This is a genomic window from Rhizobium sp. 21-4511-3d (assembly GCF_053522545.1).
In genome coordinates, this window is record NZ_JBNWCF010000024.1 from 1 (window position 1) to 17201 (window position 17201).

Sequence of the window (17201 nt, forward strand, 5' to 3'; positions counted from 1 at the left end):
CTTGGTGTCCCAGAGGGGCCTCGGTCTCTCGCTCGCCACCGCGATAGGCATTACAGCCTCGATAGCGGATAAAGGGAAGTTACAAGGGGAAGTTGGCGCGAGCAGCATCCTCGACATTCCCTTCTCCCCAACGGGGAGAAGGTGCCCGAAGGGCGGATGAGGGGGCCACGCCCACCAGACGCCCCTCAACCCCTCAAGCAGCCGGCTGCTTCGTCTTGCGCAGATACGGCAGCACCGTATCGAAAGACCCGAACCGGGCGATCGCATCCTCGTTGGAAACGGCTGCCGTGATGATCACGTCGTCGCCCTGTTGCCAGTTGGCGGGCGTCGCGACCTGGTGCTTGGCCGTCAGCTGGATGGAATCGATGGCGCGCAGGATTTCGTTGAAGTTGCGGCCTGTCGTCATCGGATAGGTGAGGATCAGCTTGATCTTCTTGTCCGGGCCGATGACGAAGACCGAGCGCACCGTGGCGTTGTCGGCGGGCGTGCGGCCTTCCGAGCTGTCGCCGGCGCCGGCGGGCAGCATGTCGTAGAGCTTGGCGACCTTCAGGTCCTTGTCGCCGATCAGCGGATATTCGACGTCGAAGCCGGTGGCCGTCTTGATGTCGCCCTTCCACTTGGCGTGGCTTTCGACCGGATCGACGGAGATGCCGATGATCTTCACGCCGCGTTTGCGGAACTCGCCTTCGAGACCCGCCATCGTGCCGAGCTCGGTCGTGCAGACAGGCGTAAAGTTCTTCGGATGCGAGAAGAGCACGGCCCAGCCGTTACCGATCCAGTCGTGGAACTGGATGGGACCCTGGCTGGTGTCGGCGCGGAAATCAGGGGCGACATCGTTGATACGGAGACTCATGACATATGACCTTTGTGACGACAGGACCGGCGGGGTCGCGCGGCTGGGAAGGCCGCGATACCTAGCCGGGAGGTGGAATTTGCGCGGCTAAGCTAGTGGAACTTCCCGGCCAGGTGAATGCTTTCTTTGGGGTATTTTCTCAAGATGCCGCGTCTTGTGTTTGAGGATATCGAACAGCCGATAGCCACCCGGCCAGCGGCCATATCCGCTGGCGACATTGATATGCCCGGCAAGCCCGGCATTGCGCAGGTCGCTGCCCCAGAGCCGCGCGAAATAGGTGAGCCTCTCCAGCGACATGTAGTGATCGTTGAGGCTGCCGACGAGGATGCTTGGAAACGGCAGCCGCTCCGTCGGCATCGTCCCAAAGCCGATACTGCCGGGATGCAGCTTGTCGGTCACGTCGAGATCGCAGGGCGCCACCAGCAGCGCGCCTTTCACCCGCCGGGCCGCCGGACGCCCGGCAAGACGGGCGGCGAGCACGGATCCGAGGCTGTGGGCGACGATATAGGCCTCGCCTGCCCGCTCCAGCTCGGCTTCGAGGGCATCGAGCCATTCGGTGACGCGCGGGCGGTCCCAGTTTTCCTGTCTGACAAGACGGCTTTCGGGGTGATCCTTCAGCCAGGCGCTCTGCCAATGCGCCTCTTCCGATCCGAAAAGTCCGGGCACGATGAGAACCGGCGTCATGTCGTCTCCGATCTAGAGAATGCCGAGCGTGATGGCGAAGAGCAGCGCGAAGGAAAATGCCGCAGCTGCGGGTGCGGCAAGATCGGCGCCGGTGCGCAGGATCCGGCCGGATGGCGAAGGCGGCGCCGGGCGGCGGTCATCGAATACAGCCATGACGAGGCTCCTCAATACCAGGGCCCGGGCGCCGGGCTCCAATAGTAGAATTCGTAGTCGCGGGCGCTCGGCTCGCGATCGTCATCGAGAGGCAGAGCTTCAGTGAGCGGCTGCGGATGGCTGAGCCCCTGGCGCAGCAGTGACAGGAATTCGAATACAAGCCTCATAATCCGGTTCTCCTTGTCAGGGTGTCAGATCGATTGGTTGCGTCTCGCATTGGCAAGCAGCTCTTCGGCACGCGCCACCGGGCCGAAAAGCATCAGCAGCCGGTTCTGTTCGCGAACCGGAAGCCGGTAGCGGCGGGCGAAATCGACGACATTCCAGAGTTCCTGCGCCATCGTGCCGGGAGCGCCGCTCATAGCATTCACTCCGCCGCCTGCAGGCTGCTGTGCTGCGAGGGGAAGAAGGCGGCGAGCTCGTCGATGGCGAAGCCGATGCGGCCGGAGAGCTGCTCGGAGGTCACCTTGTAATCGGCGAAATCTCGGTCGGCTGCATAGATCGCAGTCGGCAGCGTATGGGCCATGAAGAAGCCGAACAGCGGCCTGAGCTGATGCTCGACCATCAGCGCATGGCGGTCGCCGCCACCGGTCGCGGTGATGATGATCGGCTTGGCGCGCAGTTCATGCGGCTCGATCAGGTCGATCAGATGCTTGAAATGACCGGGATAGGAGCCCTTGTAGGTCGGCGACCCGACAACCAGCACATCGGCATTGACGATATCGTCGATGACGCCGGCTGCCTGGGCGTCCAATTCCTTGCGCCAGAGCGACGACCCGAGTGACGGCCCGACATCGTGGAGGTCGTAAACCTTCGAAGAGAAACCGTAGCGCCTGGAGGCGAGATCCGCGACGTGGCTGACAAGCGCGTGCGTCTTGGACGGGCGGTTGAAGCTACCGGCGATACCGACGAGGCGAAGGGGCATGTCTCTCTCCTTTGATCTTGCATTAAATATTCTCTATAAATTTAGTGCACTAAAGGAATGGAATTCCATTCTGGAGAGCGGTGGGGAAATTCGGTCCCTCAGGTTGCGGCCTTGCGGGCAACGCGCAGGGGATTGGCCGCGGCGGTGGGAACGGCGCGATCAGTCTGAAATGATCGAGGGAAAGTCTACGGCGTCAGACGCCAGTCAGCTTGCGATGCAGCTCGCCGGCCACAAAGACCGAGTGCTCGGTGACCTGCGGAAGGCCCATCAGCTCACCGAAAGTGCCGCGTGCCAGCGGCCCGGCGATCAGCAGCGAGGGATCGGAGTCGCCGCTCCGGCCGATCGCTTCGGAGCGCTCGTTGCAGGCAATGCCGAGCCCTGTCGGATCGAGCTCCAGGATACCGGCATCGCCGAGCTCGGAGAGCCAGAACTGGCTCTGCAGGATGCCGCCATGCGCCGGCCCCGTCGTGACCACGACGGCATCGAAGCTTTTCACCGGTCGGCTGCCGTCGCGCAGCCGCAGCGTCACGCGAATCTCTTCGCCGTCCCGCTCGGCATCGGCGACCGAACCGGCGGCAATCGTCAGCCGCCCCTCGCCGATCGCCCGCTCCAGCACATCCTCGACCTGCGGCGCGACCCGGAAACGGTGCACGTCCCAGAACGGTCTCAAATGGCGGACGATGCGCTGGCGTTCAGCCAGCGGAAGCCCCTGCCAGATCAGCCGTCCATGACCACGCACTTCATCGATCACCGCATGCCAGCTGACCCCTTCTCCGGCGGCCTGCGCGATCGCCTGACGGATGCTGTGCAGCAATTCCGAAGCCGCCTTCGCCGGCCGCGCGGTAAAATCGCCGAACGGATCCTGCGCCGTCGCCGCATGTCCGCGCGAGCGCAAGCCGCGGCGCGAGACGGAGGTGATCGGCCCGCGATGGCCGGAGAGAGTGAGCGAGGCGACGATATCGGCCGCCGTCAGCCCGTTGCCGACGATCAGCACCCGGTCATCCGGCTCTATATTGTCGAGAGCACCCGGTACTGTGGAATCGGCGACATAGCGCGGGTGACCGGCCAGCACCGCCTGCAGCCCGCGCGGCGGAGACGGTGACGGATGCGTCGTGGCGATCACCAGCAAGTCGGCCCGCGTCTCGATGCCGGTACTGTCGGAGACCAGCCAGCCATCATCAGTCTTCTCGACCCCGGTCACCGTCGCGCGCTGGTGAAGGATGCGGCCGGCCTCGATAGCCGGTCGCAGGCGCGAGGCGGCATAGGCGCCAAACAGCCGCCGCTGCGGAAAGAGATTGCCATCCGGCCGCGCTGCTTCGGGATCGCGGCTGACGGCACCGGTCGAAGCGATCCATTCTAGGAAATCCTCCGGCCTGTCAGGAAAGAGGCTCATCCGTGCCGCGGGCACGTTGATGCGATGTGCCGGGTCTTCCGTATCATAGGCCAGGCCGCGGCCGAGCTCCTCGCGCGGTTCGAAGACGATGATCTCGGCGATACCGGCAGGCAGCGTGTCAGCCAGATGCAGCGCCACGCCGGCGCCGGAAACGCCGCCGCCGATGATCGCCACGACCTTCGATTTTCCGCCACCGGCTGTCATCTCGCACTCGCATCCAGATCCACTCTTCATTTCGAAATAGGACGGTTCGCGCCGCGGCACAACCAATATAGTCTATAAACATTATAGAATTTTATTCGGAAGAGATCGGGCAGACCGGCAAGACTTTTCCCGCGCCGCTTTCGAGAAGAGACGGGCGTACTTCGAAGGCGGTGCTCCGATCTGACATGCTTTCCCCGTTTCGAGATCAATCTCATCACCAAGACGGGACAAACAAAATGAACAACAAGACCTTCTCAGCAGTGACGCTGACGCGCCGGGCGAGCCTCGCAGCGCTCGCCGTTTCGGCCCTCGCGCTCGCAACCTTTGCCGCACCCCTTCCCTCGGTCGCCGCCGAAAAATCCATCAAGGTCGGCATCATGAGCGGCGAGGACGAAGACGTCTGGCGCGTCGTGACCGCCGAAGCGGAGAAGAAGGGTCTCAAGATCGAGACCATCACCTTCAACGACTATACCCAGCCGAACGAGGCGCTCGAGCGCGGCGAAATCGACGCCAACGCCTTCCAGCACCAGCCCTATCTCGACAACCAGATCAAGACCCACGGCTACCACATCGTCCGCGTCGGCTATACCGGCGTCTGGCCGATCGGCCTCTATACGAAGAAGTACAAGGCCGTTTCCGAGATTCCCGAAGGCGCCATCGTCGGCCTGCCGAACGATCCGTCCAACGAAGGCCGGGCGCTGCGCGTCCTGCAGAACGAGGGGCTGATCAAGCTGAAGGACGGCACCGGTATTCTCGCCACCATCGCCGATATCACCGGGAACCCGAAGAAGCTCGAAATCAAGGAACTCGATGCCGGCATCGTCGGCCGCTCGATCGACGATCTCGATGCCGCCGTCGTCAACACCGACTGGGCACTGAAGAGCGGCCTGTCGCCGAAAGAGCGCATCGCCCAGGAACCGATCTCCGACAACCCCTACCGCAACTTCATCGCCGTCAAGGAAGACAACAAGGATGCGGACTGGGTGAAGACGCTGGTCTCCTCCTACCAGAACGACGCCGTCAAGGCCGAGTTCGACAAGGTCTACAAGGGCACGGGGCTGAGCGCCTACTAAAACCGACATCCGCGCCTGGGGGAAAGGGCGCGAAGCCAGGGCGGTCCGGACGTTCCTTGTCCGGGCCGCCTTGAGCGTTTGCAGAGGATAATCTCATGAATTCATTCGTTTCCGCCGCGGCGATCGGGGCGAAATCCGAAGCCGCCGCGGATATCATCCGCCTTTCCGGTGTCCGGCGCCGCTTCGGCGAGACGCCGGCGCTCGACGGCATTTCGCTGACCGTTCGCAAGGGCGAGATTTTCGGCATCATCGGCCGCAGCGGCGCCGGCAAGTCGACGCTGATCCGCTGCCTGAACGGGCTGGAGCGCGCCGATAGCGGCGAGATCCATATTGACGGCCGCGATATTGCCGGGCTGGCCGAGCAGGAACTGCAGCCGCTGCGCCGTCGCATCGGCATGATCTTTCAGCATTTCAATCTGCTCTCCGCCAAGACGGTCGAGGAGAACATCGCGCTGCCCCTGAAGATCGAAGGCGTGGCGAAGGCCGAACGCCTGAAGCGCGCCCGCGAACTGCTCGATCTCGTCGGCCTTTCGGACAAGGCGAAGGCCTATCCCGCCTCGCTCTCCGGCGGTCAGAAACAGCGCGTCGGCATCGCCCGCGCCCTTGCCGCCCGCCCCGCCCTGCTGCTCTCCGACGAAGCGACATCGGCGCTCGACCCGGAAACGACGCGCTCGATCCTGTCGCTCTTGAAGGACATCAACCGCAAGCTCGGCCTGACCGTGGTGCTGATCACCCACGAGATGGAAGTGATCCGCAGCATTGCCGACCGCGTCGCCGTCATCGATGCCGGAAAGATCGTCGAGGAAGGCCAGGTCTGGTCGGTGTTCGGCAACCCGCAGACCGCAATCACCCGAAGCCTGCTCGGCAGCATCCGCCCGCAGCTCCCCGAGCATATCGCCGCCAGGCTCTCGACCGAGACAGGCAGCGAGGCGATCCTCAGTGTCGATCTCGCCGGACCGGAAGCGCAGGGTGCGCTGTTTACCGATCTTTCGGCAGCGCTGCCGCATTCCTTCCGCCTCGTTCATGGCGGCATCGACCATATCCAGAACCAGCCGGTGGCGCGCTTCTTCATCGCCGTCCCGGCCCGCGATCCCGGTCTGCAGGATCAGGTGGCACAATTTCTGACGGCCCGCTCGGCGCGGGTGGAGGTACTCGGCTATGACACCGATCATGCTTGACCTGCTGCTGCGGTCGCTTTGGGAAACCGTGCTGATGACCGGCGCATCCGGCATCATCTCGCTGGTGGCCGGCCTGCCGCTCGGGCTCGCCCTGGTGCTGACGGCGCGCGGCGGCATTGCCGAAAATCTCTGGATCAACCGCACGCTCGGCGCCGTCATCAACGGCTTCCGCTCGGTCCCCTTCATCATCCTGCTGGTGGCACTGATCCCGCTGACCCGGCTGATCGTCGGCACCGCGCTCGGCACCTGGGCGGCGATCGTGCCGCTGGCGATCGCCGCAACCCCTTACTACGCCCGCATCGCCGAAGTGTCGCTCCGCGAGGTCGACCGCGGCCTGATCGACGCGGTCCGCGCCATGGGCGGCAATCGCTGGACGATCATCCGCGAAGTGCTGGTGCCCGAAGCCCTGCCCGGCATCGTCGCCGGCTTCACCGTGACGCTGGTGACCCTCATCGGCGCCTCCGCCATGGCAGGCGCCATCGGCGCCGGCGGCCTCGGCGACCTCGCCATCCGCTACGGCTACCAGCGCTTCGAGACCTCGGTGATGATCGCCGTCGTCATCGTCCTCATCGTGCTGGTCTGCGGCATCCAGTGGTTCGGCGACCGTCTGGTGGAGCGGCTGGACCATCGCTGAGATCGGGGCGGCCGGGCATGAAAGCTGCCCGGCCGCCAGTTCGCCTTAGAGATCGATCTCGACCTGCAGCGGCTGGTGATCCGAACCGGTCGCCTGCTCGTCGACCCAGCACTTGCTGATCCGGCTGGAGAGCCAGGCAGGCACGAAGCAATAGTCGATCCGGATGCCGGCCTTGGCGGCGATGTCGCGGTAGAGCGTGTGGCCCTCGTCTTCCGCACCACCGGCGGCAACGTAGGCATCGACGAAGCCGGATGCATCCGGCAGGCGGCCATGCCACTGGTTCACGGCGCCGCAGATCCACTCGTATTCCGGCGAGGTCGGCTCGAAATTGAAGTCGCCGAGAAGGATCGCTTCGCGCGGCATGTCGGGCAGCACCGGCTCTTCGCGCCAGGACGGCACGATTTCGCGGCCACCGATCGCCGGGCCGTCCTCGAAGGCACGGTTGGACACCTTCACCAGCTCCTGCAGCTGCACCATGCGGTGACGGCTGGCGAGATGGTCGAGATGGGTCGAGTAGAAACGTACCGGACCTGATGGGGTCTGGATCAGTGCCTCGATCGCGCCGCGCTGGATCGTATGCGGGCCGGGCGCAGTGAACTTCGGATACATGTGATTGCGGGTGGACAGGATCGGGTGGCGCGACAGGATCATGTTGCCGAACTGGCGGCGCTTGTGATCCGTCGGGCGCTTGCCCTCGGCATCGGAGACCTTCAGCACGTCGACGGTCGGGCCCCAGACGAAATAGTGATCCGGCAGCAGACGGGCAATCGCCTCCGACTGGCTGATATTGCCGGAACGGTCCCAATAATTCTCGACTTCCTGCAATGCGATGATGTCGCTGTCCTTGACGGTATCGACAATACGTTCCAGGTCGTAGCGGTCGTCCTGGCCGCGGGTATACTGGATGTTATAAGTTGTGATTAGCATGGATCCTCGCTTAAATTTGAGTTGCGCCGGACGTCGTGAAAACGTTTCATTGCGCGCGACGAACTAGGCCAAGAATGTGAAACTTCCGACACCATTCGATGACGATTCAATGAAGCTTCTTTCCTCTGCTCAGATGAGCCCATCCCAGCCATGAAAAATCGCGCAACCATCAAGGACGTCGCGCGCCTGGCGCGCGTTTCGATCGGCACCGTCAGCCGTGTCGTCAACGGCAACAAGGCGGTCACCGAGGAAAACCGCCTTGCCGTTTTCGATGCGATCCAGAGGCTCGGCTACCGCCCGAGCTCGGTCGCCCGCTCGCTCGTCGGCCAGACGGAACGCGCCCGCAAGGGAGCGCCATTGCCGCAAGGCGCCCCTCGGCTGACTGCCATCGGCTATGTCAGCATCGATCATTCCATCCTCACCGAGGAAATGCCGCCGGCCGGCAGCCGCGTCTCCGCCAAGCTGATCCACAGGTCGGTCGGCGGACCCGCAGCGAATGTGGCGATCGCCGCAAGCCGGCTCGGCGGCGACTTCCCGGTGGCCGTCGATCTGATCTCCTCGCTCGGCGACGACCCCGAAAGCGACTGGGCGCTGGCCGAACTGCTGGAATGCGGCCTCAACGTCGACGCCATCGAACGCGTCACCGGCGGCAGGCTCTCGCGCAGCGTCGTCATCGTCGAGGCGGGCGGCCGCCGAACGATCCTCAATGAGCCGCTATCGCTGCCGATCCCGCGCATTCGCGACTATTTCAATGCGGCCGCGGCGCGTCAGGGCCAGCACTGCCTGCATCTCGAAGGCTTCCGCGTCGGCCTGCTTGACGAACTCCACCTGACCGGCGCCTCACGCCCGGATCTCGTCACCATCGACACGACCGGCCTTCCTGCACACTGGCAGACACCGGCCGCCTTCGGCACGCTGCGTAGAAGTTGCGACTTCATCTTCATGAGCCGCTCGGCCGCCCGCCAGCTCGTGGGCACCGATGTCGATGACGGCGAGCTTGCCGATACGCTGTCCCGCCACGCGGCGGACGGCGGTGCCAGCATCGTGCTGACCATGGGCGCCAGCGGCTCCGTTCTCATCCAGCCGGGCAAGGCGCCGGTCTGCGTTCCAGCATTGGCCGTTGATCCCGTCGACGTCACCGGCGCCGGCGATGTTTTCGTCGGCATCTTCCTGGCGGTATTCCTCAACACCGCGGATGCCCTGACGGCAACGCGCTGGGCAGCCGTCGGCGCCTCCTATTCCATTGCCGCGATTGGCGTAAACACCGTCACGGTGACCGCCGATCTCATCGCAACCGGCCTTGCAAGCCTCTCCAGCCAGCCCAATTCCTGACCGCAAAAATCTGCAGCAGTCACCAATCGGACATATATCCGTCATCCCGATGAAACGTTTTCACGGTACTCGGTCGCACCGTTCCCGGACGGCCCGACCAACCGGCCGCCGCACAAACGATTTTGGAGATAGGGATGTTCAAAGCTGCATTTGCCGCCGCCGCCACGCTTGCGGTGCTCACCGGTGCCGCACCGGCCAGCGCCAAGACTGAGATCAACATGTGGTTCGGCCTTTCGGGCCGCCTGCAGAAGGAAGTGATGGCCCAGTGCGATCGCTTCAACCAGAGCCAGGACCAGTACCACATCAACTGCACCCGCGAGGGCACCTACGACGAGATCTTCCAGAAGGCGATGGCCGCGGTTCGCGCCGGCAAGCCGCCGCACATCCTGCAGGTCGTCGACCGCGCCACCGGCACGATGATGCTCTCGGGCGCCGTGGTTCCCGCCTATCAGCTGGCTGAGGACGTCGGTCTGAAGATCAACTGGGACGACTATTTCCCCGTCATCGGCAACTATTATGCAGGCCGCGACGGCAAGCTCTGGGCCTTCCCGTTCAATTCCTCGACGGCGATGGTCTATTACAACACCGACCAGCTGAAGGCCGCCGGTTACACGAGCTTCCCCGAGACCTGGGAAGATTTCGACAAGCTGCTGGTTGCCCTGCGCGACAAGGCTGGCTCGAAGTGCCCGATCGGCTGGTCGATCGACCTCTGGTCCGACATGGAGCAGTTCTCGGCGATCCACAACATTCCGGTCGCGACGCAGAATAACGGCTATGACGGCCTCGACGCCCAGCTCGAGATCAACAAGACTCTGTTCGTCAAGCACATGGAGCGCCAGAAGCGCTGGTTCGACGAAGGTCTCGCCAAGTACGAGCCGAATATCGACACCCGCCGCGACATGTTCGTCAACGGTCAGTGCGCGATCTTCTTCGACTCGATCGCCGGCTTCACCACGACCGATGAACTGGCGACCGCCAAGGGCACCAACTGGACCGTCGCCCAGCTGCCGCACAACAAGGACGTGACGCCGATCAACAGCCTTGTCGGCGGCGCAGCACTGTGGACGATGAAGGGCTTCTCGAAGGAAGAGTACAAGGCCGTTGGCGCCTTCTACCAGTTCATCGCCCAGCCCGAGCAGCAGAAGCTCTGGTCCGACGGCACCGGCTATATCCCGGTCACCAAGTCGGCCTATAACGACCTCGTCGCCGAGGGCTATTACCAGCAGAAGGGCAAGGTCAACCGCGATCTCGCCGTGAAGAGCCTGACCCGCGCCACCCCGACGCCGCTCTCCAAGGGCGTCCGCCTCGGCAACTATGTCGAAATCCGCAACATCATCACCGAAGAGATCCAGAAGGCTCTCAACAACCAGGTGACGATGCAGCAGGCGCTCGATACCGCGACCGACCGCAGCAACCAGCTGCTGAAGCGCTTTGCTGACACCTATCCGGGCGCCACCCTGCCCTGATCCGGCATTGCACGATCACGAGCACGCTTGCCCGGGTCCCCATGCGATCCGGGCAAGCTCCCCATAGTTTCTGGCCGAGCATCACATGATTAAACGCGTCGTCTTCGAAGAGCGGTGGCTGCCTTACCTGCTGATAGGTCCGCAGCTGCTGATCATCTTCCTGTTCTTCTACTGGCCGACCGGCCAGGCCCTGTTCTGGTCCTTCACGCTCGAACCGCCTTTCGGCGGCGATGCCGTCTGGGTCGGTCTTCGCAACATCGCCGAGATCGCCGTCAGCCCGGTCTATCACAGCGCCATCCGCAACACGCTGATCATGTCGGTTTCGACGACGGTGATTGCGCTCGGTCTCGGGCTGATCTTCGCCGTCTTCGCCGACCGGGGCCTGCGCGGCACGATTATCTACAAGACCGCGATCATGTGGCCCTATGCGGTCGCGGCACCCGTCGCGGCCGTCGCCTGGCAATATATCTTCCAGCCGCAGATCGGCTTCATGGGCATCGTCAACCAGTGGTATCCGGGCTTCTGGAACCCGTCGCTGAATGGCGGCGACGCGCTGATCATGGTCATCGTCGCCTCTAGCTGGACCTCGATCACCTTCAATTTCGTGTTCTTTCTGGCCGGCCTGCAGGCAATCCCCAACAGCCTCGTCGAAGCCGCCGCCATGGATGGCGCCGGACCGGTGCGCCGCTTCTTCGACCTGGTCTTCCCGCTGATCTCGCCGACCTTCTTCCTGCTGCTGGTCCTCAACGTCACGACCTCCTTCACCGAAGGCTTCGGTATCATCAACGTCATGACCCAGGGCGGCCCCGGCAACGCCACGCAGACGATGGTCTACAAGATCTACAAGGACGGCTTCGTCGGCCTCGACCTCTCCTCGTCCTCGGCACAATCGCTGATCCTGATGGCGCTCGTCATCTCGGTGACGCTGCTGCAGTTCCGCTTCGTCGAGCGCAAGGTCCACTACGCCGGTTCCGACAAGGGGGAGGCAAGCGAATGATCGAGAAAACCCCGATCCTCAATTTCGTCACCCATGCCGTGCTGATCACCGCAACGCTGCTGATGTGCTTCCCGATCTATGTGTCGTTCATCACCGCGACGCTGCCGCTGGAGCGCATGGCGGAATTCCCGAAGCCGCTGCTGCCCGACGACCAGCTGCTGGTCAACATGGCCGCCGCTTGGGAAAAAGGCGGCTTCTCGACGCTCTATATGAACTCGCTGATCTCGGCGACGATCATCATGGTCGGCAAGATCGTCATCGCCATGATCACCGCCTTCAGCCTCGTCTACTTCCGTTTCCGCTTCCGCGGCATCGCCTTCTGGATGATCTTCATCACCCTGATGCTGCCGCTCGAAGTGCGCATCGTGCCGACCTACGAAGTCGCCTCGAACGTGCTGCTGCCGCTGCAGCGGATCCTGGAATGGACGGGCCTTGCCTGGCTGATCCAGACCGCATCCGGCATCCGCGTCGATCTCAACTGGAGCCTGATCAATTCCTATGCCGGCCTGACCCTGCCGCTGATCGCCACGGCAACCGGCACCTTCCTGTTCCGCCAGTTCTTCCTGACCATCCCCGACGAGCTGACGGAAGCGGCGAAGATGGATGGTTCCGGGGCACTGCGCTTCCTCTGGGATGTGCTTCTGCCGCTGTCGCGCACCAACATCGCGGCCCTTGCCGTCATCATGTTCGTCTTCGGCTGGAACCAGTATCTCTGGCCGCTCCTCGTCACATCTGGTTCCGAATACCGCACGCTGACCATCGGGCTGACCTTCATGCAGCCCGGACCCGATGGCGCTTCGGACTGGAACGTCATCCTGGCCGGCGCCCTGCTCGTCATGCTGCCGCCGGTCGCCGTGGTGGTTTTCGCCCAGCGCTGGTTCGTCAAGGGCCTGGTCAACTCGGAAAAGTAGCCGCCTGCGGCTGACTAAAAGCAAGGATATTTAACATGGCCGAAATCCAATTTTCCAACATCACCAAGTCCTTCGGCGCGACGCAGGTGCTCCACAGTCTCAACCTGCAGATCGACCGCGGCGCCTTCGCCGTCATCCTCGGTCCATCCGGTTGCGGCAAGTCCACGCTGCTCAGGCTGCTTGCCGGGCTGGAGCGTGCCTCCGGCGGCGAGATCGAGATCGCCGGCCGCCGCGTCGAGACGCTGGAACCGCGCCAGCGCGATGTCGCGATGGTGTTCCAGAACTACGCGCTCTACCCGCATATGTCGGTTGCTCAGAACCTCGGCTATTCGCTGGTGGTCGCAGGCGTCAAGCGCGCCGAGATCGACCGCCGCGTCGCCGAGGTCGCCCGCACCCTGCAGCTCGAGGATTACCTGCAGCGCAAGCCCGGCCAGCTCTCCGGCGGCCAGCGCCAGCGCGTCGCCATGGGCCGCGCCATCATCCGCGAACCCAAGGTTTTCCTCTTCGACGAGCCGCTCTCCAACCTCGACGCCAAGCTGCGCACCCAGATGCGGCTCGAGATCAAGCGCCTGCACCGCAAGCAGGGCGTCACCAGCCTGTTCGTCACCCATGACCAGATCGAGGCGATGACGCTTGCCGACATCCTGATCGTCATGAACAAGGGCCGCATCGAGCAGATCGGCAAGCCTGCCGATATCTACGAGCGCCCGGCAACCGCCTTCGTCGCGAGCTTCCTCGGCTCCCCGCCGATGAACCTGATCCCGGCCGTCGTCGATGACAGCGGCTGCGGCGTGGTGCTTGGCGGCGAGATGCGCATCCCGCTTGGCGGCGCCGTGCCCGCAGCACCCGGCAGCGAGATCGTCGCCGGCATCCGGCCCGAGCATGTGCAGATCGGCCGGGGCGCCAATCTGCCGGTGGAGTTCGTCGAGGAACTCGGAAACGGCCGCCAGGTGCATTTGCGGATCGGCCAGACGGGCATGGCCGCCCTGCTGCCCGCCAGCGACAAGCAGGCCGTCGGCACCACACTCCCGGTCAGCCTGCCCTCCGAACACCTCCATTTCTTTGGCAGCGACGGCCGCCTGATGGAATTGCAGCCGAAAAGCGCGGCAGCCTGAAACGATAAAATCACGAAATCATAAGGAGACTGATATGCCCAAATTCATCCAGCTGACCGACGTGCACCTGATGCCGCCGGGCGGCGCGCTGTTCGATACCGATCCGGAAGTGCGCCTGCGCCAGGCGCTGCGCGATATCCGCGCCAACCAGGCAGATGCCGAATGGCTGATCTTCAGCGGCGACCTGACCCATCGCGGCGAGCCGGAAGCCTATGCGCTGCTGCGCGATATCCTCGACCAGGAAACCGTCATCCCCTACCGCCTGATGATCGGCAATCACGACAATCGCGATAACTTCCGCTCGATTTTCCCCGATCAGCCCGTCGACGACAACGGCTTCGTGCAGTCGGTGATCGACTACGACAGCTGCCGCCTGATCATGCTCGACACCGTGGAGCATGGCAAACATACCGGCCATATGGACGAGGCCCGCCTCAGCTGGCTGAAGGACCGCCTTGCCGAGGCGCTGGACAAGCCCGTCTACCTCTTCTTCCACCACCCGCCCTTCGACATCGGCATGGGCGTCGACCGGATCCGCATGGTGGACGACGAGCCGCTGCTCGCCGTGCTCAAGACGCATCCGGCCATCCGTCACATGTATTTCGGCCATGTCCACCGCCCGATCGCCGGCTCCTGGCACGGCATCCCGATGTCGATGAGCTACGGCCTGAACCACCAGGCCGGCCTCAATCTCAGCGGCATGAAGCATCCCGACCGCTCGGGCCCGGCAGAATATGCCGTGACCCTCGCCGACGGCCCGACGACCGTCGTCCACTTCCACGACTTCCTCTACCTCTATCCCGTGATCATCACTCCCGGCATGGGCGGCGGTGGCGGCTTCAAGCGGACGATGGCGGAGAATATGCCGGTCAAGAGCGAGGCCTGACCGCATAAGTCGCGAGCCGGGGCGGCCTGGCTCGCGACGCATTTGCGGCCGAGAAATCGGCGTGCACGAAATCTACCGATACACGCATTGATAGTAAATTATTTCGAGCGAAACACCGCATCGAACCACGCCACCCACCCCAAAAGGGCGGCTTTGCCGGGCATGTCGAGCAGACAAGGTCACAGATGCAATTGCGAACCAATTGCAAGTTATGACAAATAGATAGCATAGAATAAAACATCCATCGTAAGCGATATTACGACTTCCAATGTAGTCCTAATGGACTAGATGGACACTATATTGGTTTGATCCTATAAATTATTCTATGTAAGTTGTAGATGGTGCGTAAAATGAGCAAGATTTCATTGGCACTCATAGACGACCACCCGGTAATGCTGGCGGGATTGAGTGAAATCCTGAAAAGCCATCCGAAGTTTACGGTCGCCGCCACAGGATCGAGTGCCGATGATGCGCTGGAGATCGGGCTGAAATGCGCGCCCGATGTTTTCATCGTCGACCTGATGATGCCCGGCAATATCTTCGACGCGATCGCCAAGCTGGTTGAGAAAATCCGCACGAGAATCCTGGTCTTCACCGCCAATACCGGCAGCGACTATGCCGTGCGTGCGCTCAATGCCGGCGCCAGCGGCTATGTGCTGAAAGGCAGCAGCATCCAGGAGCTGATCCAGGCGATCGCCGCCGTCCATCGCGGCGACATGTTCATCACCCCGGCCTTCGCCTGCAAGGTGATCGAGGAGCTGAAGATCGCCTCGCTGCGCAAGAAGGCGGGCGGCGATGTGAAGCTCAGCATCCGCGAAGGGCAGATCATCGGCATGCTGCTGCGCGGCTTCACCAACAAGCAGATCGCAACCGGCCTCAACATCGGCGAGAAGACCGTCAAGAACTACATGACGATCCTGATGCAGAAGCTGAATGCCCGCAATCGCCTGGAAGTGCTGATTGCCGCGCAGAAGCTCGAAGGCGGCGGAGAGGCGCTGCCGCGCCATTAGACTGCCTAGATGCCGTTTCCCTCCATCGGCACGATCACCTTCAACTCCGTTCCCGACCCCTGCCGCGCCCGGATTTCGACGCTGCCGCCGAAGGCTTCCACACGGTTGCGGATGCCCTGCAGCCCGAGCGGGCGGTGGCTCGACGTGGCGCTCGGCGCCGAAAGACCGGGACCTTCATCGGTGATGACGACGGTGATCGCCGAAAGATCGGCCGAAGCCGAGACATGCTGCCCCTGCCCGCCGCCGTGGCGAAACGCATTGTTCAGCCCCTCCTGCACCACCCTGTAAAGACAGATCTTCAGAGGATGGGCGACGCGCTCCGGCAACGCCTCGTAGTCGGCCGACACCTTCGAGCCCGTCGCATATTCATGCTGCTCCACCGCATTGCGCAGCGCCGCCTCCAGCGGCATATGCTCGATCTCCGGCATGACCAGCCCGGTCGAGAGCTCGCGCAGCTCGTTCAGCACCAGCCGGGCAAGATGCGCCGGCGCAAGCTCGGCGCCCCTGATATCCGGCAGGTGCTCGAGCGCCGCCTTCGGCAGCCCTGACGCCCCGCCGCTGAGCTTCAGGATCAGCAGGCTGAGCAGCTGCACCGGGCCATCATGCAGATCGGCGCCGATCCGGTTCAACAGCTGCTCGTTCGACTTGCTGGCATCCATGCGCGCCCGGTCAGCCGCCTTGCGCAGCTCGGTATTCTGCCGCGCCAGGGCCTGCGCCTGGGTCAGCTGCGTCTTCAGGATCATCCGCTGATAGGCGATCGTACGGCTGGCGCGCCGCACGATCAGGAACAAGAGCGCCATGATTGCCAGCGTCGTCGCCCCGACGATCGCCCAGGTCTGCTGCTGCACCCGGTTGCGCTGGACGATGAAATCGGCCGCTTCCTCATAGAGCTCACCGACCGCGATCACCTCATGGGTATCAGGCTCGTAGATCGGCGCGTAGATCTCGATCAGCGGCCGCCGTGTCGGCGGCCCATCCTCCTCGCCGTCGTCATGGCTGTCCTCCAGCTGCGCCACGACCTGCCCGGCAAAAGCGCGGTCGATGTCCTCGGACGGGAATTTCTGGCCGATCAGCTGCTTGTTGGTGCTGTAAATGACCAGTCCATCATGCCGCCAGATCCTGAAGCCCTCGACCCGCCTTGCGAGATCGGTGCCGATCAGGAGATCGTCCAGTTCGAGCTGCCGGGCCGCCGAGACCTTGGGGTCGCTCGCCGGTCCGTCGACATGGCGGGCAAGGAACCCCTCCATGTAGAGCGCCCCGGACTCGGCCCGGCTTCTGAGCTGGTTCGCAGCGATCCGCCCGCTCAGCCACTCGCCGAGAAGCGCCATCGAGCAACAGATGACGAGCCCGGCAACGATCAGAAATTGCTTTGTCAGATCAAGGCGTTGCCACACCCTGGAAATGCCGGACACACCGCCGCCCGGCTCTTTTTTGTACGGGACGTAAGTCACATTTCCTCCCGG

At 63.3% G+C, this 17201-nt stretch carries 19 protein-coding genes; 10 read left to right on the forward strand and 9 right to left on the reverse strand.

Annotated elements, in window-relative coordinates; translation table 11 throughout:
* Positions 1-193: 193 nt before the first annotated feature.
* The 7 genes from ACQZ5H_RS31295 to ACQZ5H_RS31325 all read right to left on the reverse strand — a co-directional run bounded on the left by ACQZ5H_RS31295 (position 194) and on the right by ACQZ5H_RS31325 (position 4209).
* Positions 194-853: a peroxiredoxin gene (locus ACQZ5H_RS31295; RefSeq protein WP_449100052.1), complete on the reverse strand. Its 660-nt coding sequence runs from the start codon at positions 851-853 to the stop codon at positions 194-196.
* Positions 854-940: 87 nt separating this feature from the next.
* Positions 941-1537, reverse strand: coding sequence for an RBBP9/YdeN family alpha/beta hydrolase (locus tag ACQZ5H_RS31300; RefSeq protein ID WP_413710132.1), 597 nt, complete (start codon positions 1535-1537; stop codon positions 941-943).
* A gap of 12 nt (positions 1538-1549) precedes the next feature.
* Complete coding sequence (locus tag ACQZ5H_RS31305; protein ID WP_413710133.1) at positions 1550-1690, reverse strand: hypothetical protein; 141 nt, start codon at positions 1688-1690, stop codon at positions 1550-1552.
* Positions 1691-1701: 11 nt separating this feature from the next.
* On the reverse strand, positions 1702-1857 hold the full coding sequence (locus ACQZ5H_RS31310) for a hypothetical protein (protein ID WP_162708776.1): 156 nt from the start codon (positions 1855-1857) through the stop codon (positions 1702-1704).
* 24 nt (positions 1858-1881) lie between these two features.
* Positions 1882-2049: a hypothetical protein gene (locus tag ACQZ5H_RS31315; protein ID WP_199627732.1), complete on the reverse strand. Its 168-nt coding sequence runs from the start codon at positions 2047-2049 to the stop codon at positions 1882-1884.
* 5 nt (positions 2050-2054) lie between these two features.
* Positions 2055-2612 (reverse strand): FMN reductase, encoded by a 558-nt coding sequence (gene msuE, locus ACQZ5H_RS31320; protein ID WP_112720005.1) that lies wholly within the window; start codon positions 2610-2612, stop codon positions 2055-2057.
* 193 nt (positions 2613-2805) lie between these two features.
* A complete protein-coding gene (locus tag ACQZ5H_RS31325) occupies positions 2806-4209 on the reverse strand; it encodes an FAD/NAD(P)-binding protein (protein WP_449100053.1) in 1404 nt (467 codons plus the stop codon).
* 236 nt (positions 4210-4445) lie between these two features.
* Between ACQZ5H_RS31325 and ACQZ5H_RS31330 the strand changes: the two genes are divergently transcribed.
* From ACQZ5H_RS31330 to ACQZ5H_RS31340, 3 genes are all read left to right on the forward strand, one after another.
* The gene (locus tag ACQZ5H_RS31330) at positions 4446-5282 is read left to right on the forward strand and encodes a MetQ/NlpA family lipoprotein (protein ID WP_449100054.1); all 837 of its coding nucleotides are present in this window, start codon (positions 4446-4448) and stop codon (positions 5280-5282) included.
* 95 nt (positions 5283-5377) lie between these two features.
* A complete protein-coding gene (locus ACQZ5H_RS31335; protein ID WP_449100055.1) occupies positions 5378-6460 on the forward strand; it encodes a methionine ABC transporter ATP-binding protein in 1083 nt (360 codons plus the stop codon).
* The gene (locus tag ACQZ5H_RS31340) at positions 6441-7094 is read left to right on the forward strand and encodes a methionine ABC transporter permease (protein WP_413710138.1); all 654 of its coding nucleotides are present in this window, start codon (positions 6441-6443) and stop codon (positions 7092-7094) included. Before ACQZ5H_RS31335 ends, ACQZ5H_RS31340 begins: the two co-directional genes overlap by 20 nt.
* Before the next feature lie 45 nt (positions 7095-7139).
* Here ACQZ5H_RS31340 and ACQZ5H_RS31345 read toward each other — a convergent pair whose 3' ends face one another.
* Positions 7140-8021: an endonuclease/exonuclease/phosphatase family protein gene (locus tag ACQZ5H_RS31345; protein ID WP_449100056.1), complete on the reverse strand. Its 882-nt coding sequence runs from the start codon at positions 8019-8021 to the stop codon at positions 7140-7142.
* A 150-nt stretch (positions 8022-8171) separates the two neighbouring features.
* Between ACQZ5H_RS31345 and ACQZ5H_RS31350 the strand changes: the two genes are divergently transcribed.
* The 7 genes from ACQZ5H_RS31350 to ACQZ5H_RS31380 all read left to right on the forward strand — a co-directional run bounded on the left by ACQZ5H_RS31350 (position 8172) and on the right by ACQZ5H_RS31380 (position 15738).
* Complete coding sequence (locus ACQZ5H_RS31350) at positions 8172-9353, forward strand: PfkB family carbohydrate kinase (RefSeq protein ID WP_203428137.1); 1182 nt, start codon at positions 8172-8174, stop codon at positions 9351-9353.
* A 134-nt stretch (positions 9354-9487) separates the two neighbouring features.
* A complete protein-coding gene (locus ACQZ5H_RS31355) occupies positions 9488-10819 on the forward strand; it encodes an extracellular solute-binding protein (RefSeq protein ID WP_199627739.1) in 1332 nt (443 codons plus the stop codon).
* 85 nt (positions 10820-10904) lie between these two features.
* Positions 10905-11816 carry an ABC transporter permease subunit gene (locus ACQZ5H_RS31360; protein ID WP_199627740.1) on the forward strand — a complete coding sequence of 304 codons (912 nt, stop codon included), beginning with the start codon at positions 10905-10907 and terminating at the stop codon, positions 11814-11816.
* Positions 11813-12727: an ABC transporter permease subunit gene (locus ACQZ5H_RS31365; protein ID WP_112719996.1), complete on the forward strand. Its 915-nt coding sequence runs from the start codon at positions 11813-11815 to the stop codon at positions 12725-12727. The genes ACQZ5H_RS31360 and ACQZ5H_RS31365 overlap by 4 nt, the downstream gene beginning before the upstream one ends.
* 35 nt (positions 12728-12762) lie before the next feature.
* Positions 12763-13842 carry a sn-glycerol-3-phosphate ABC transporter ATP-binding protein UgpC gene (gene ugpC / locus ACQZ5H_RS31370; protein ID WP_449100057.1) on the forward strand — a complete coding sequence of 360 codons (1080 nt, stop codon included), beginning with the start codon at positions 12763-12765 and terminating at the stop codon, positions 13840-13842.
* Positions 13843-13876: 34 nt separating this feature from the next.
* Positions 13877-14728 (forward strand): phosphodiesterase, encoded by an 852-nt coding sequence (locus ACQZ5H_RS31375; protein WP_449100058.1) that lies wholly within the window; start codon positions 13877-13879, stop codon positions 14726-14728.
* A 350-nt stretch (positions 14729-15078) separates the two neighbouring features.
* Entirely contained in the window at positions 15079-15738 is a 660-nt protein-coding gene (locus tag ACQZ5H_RS31380) for a response regulator (protein ID WP_112719993.1), read from the forward strand.
* A gap of 5 nt (positions 15739-15743) precedes the next feature.
* On the opposite strand, the gene ACQZ5H_RS31385 is transcribed toward ACQZ5H_RS31380, so the two are convergent.
* A complete protein-coding gene (locus ACQZ5H_RS31385; RefSeq protein WP_449100059.1) occupies positions 15744-17189 on the reverse strand; it encodes a sensor histidine kinase in 1446 nt (481 codons plus the stop codon).
* Positions 17190-17201 lie beyond the last annotated feature (12 nt).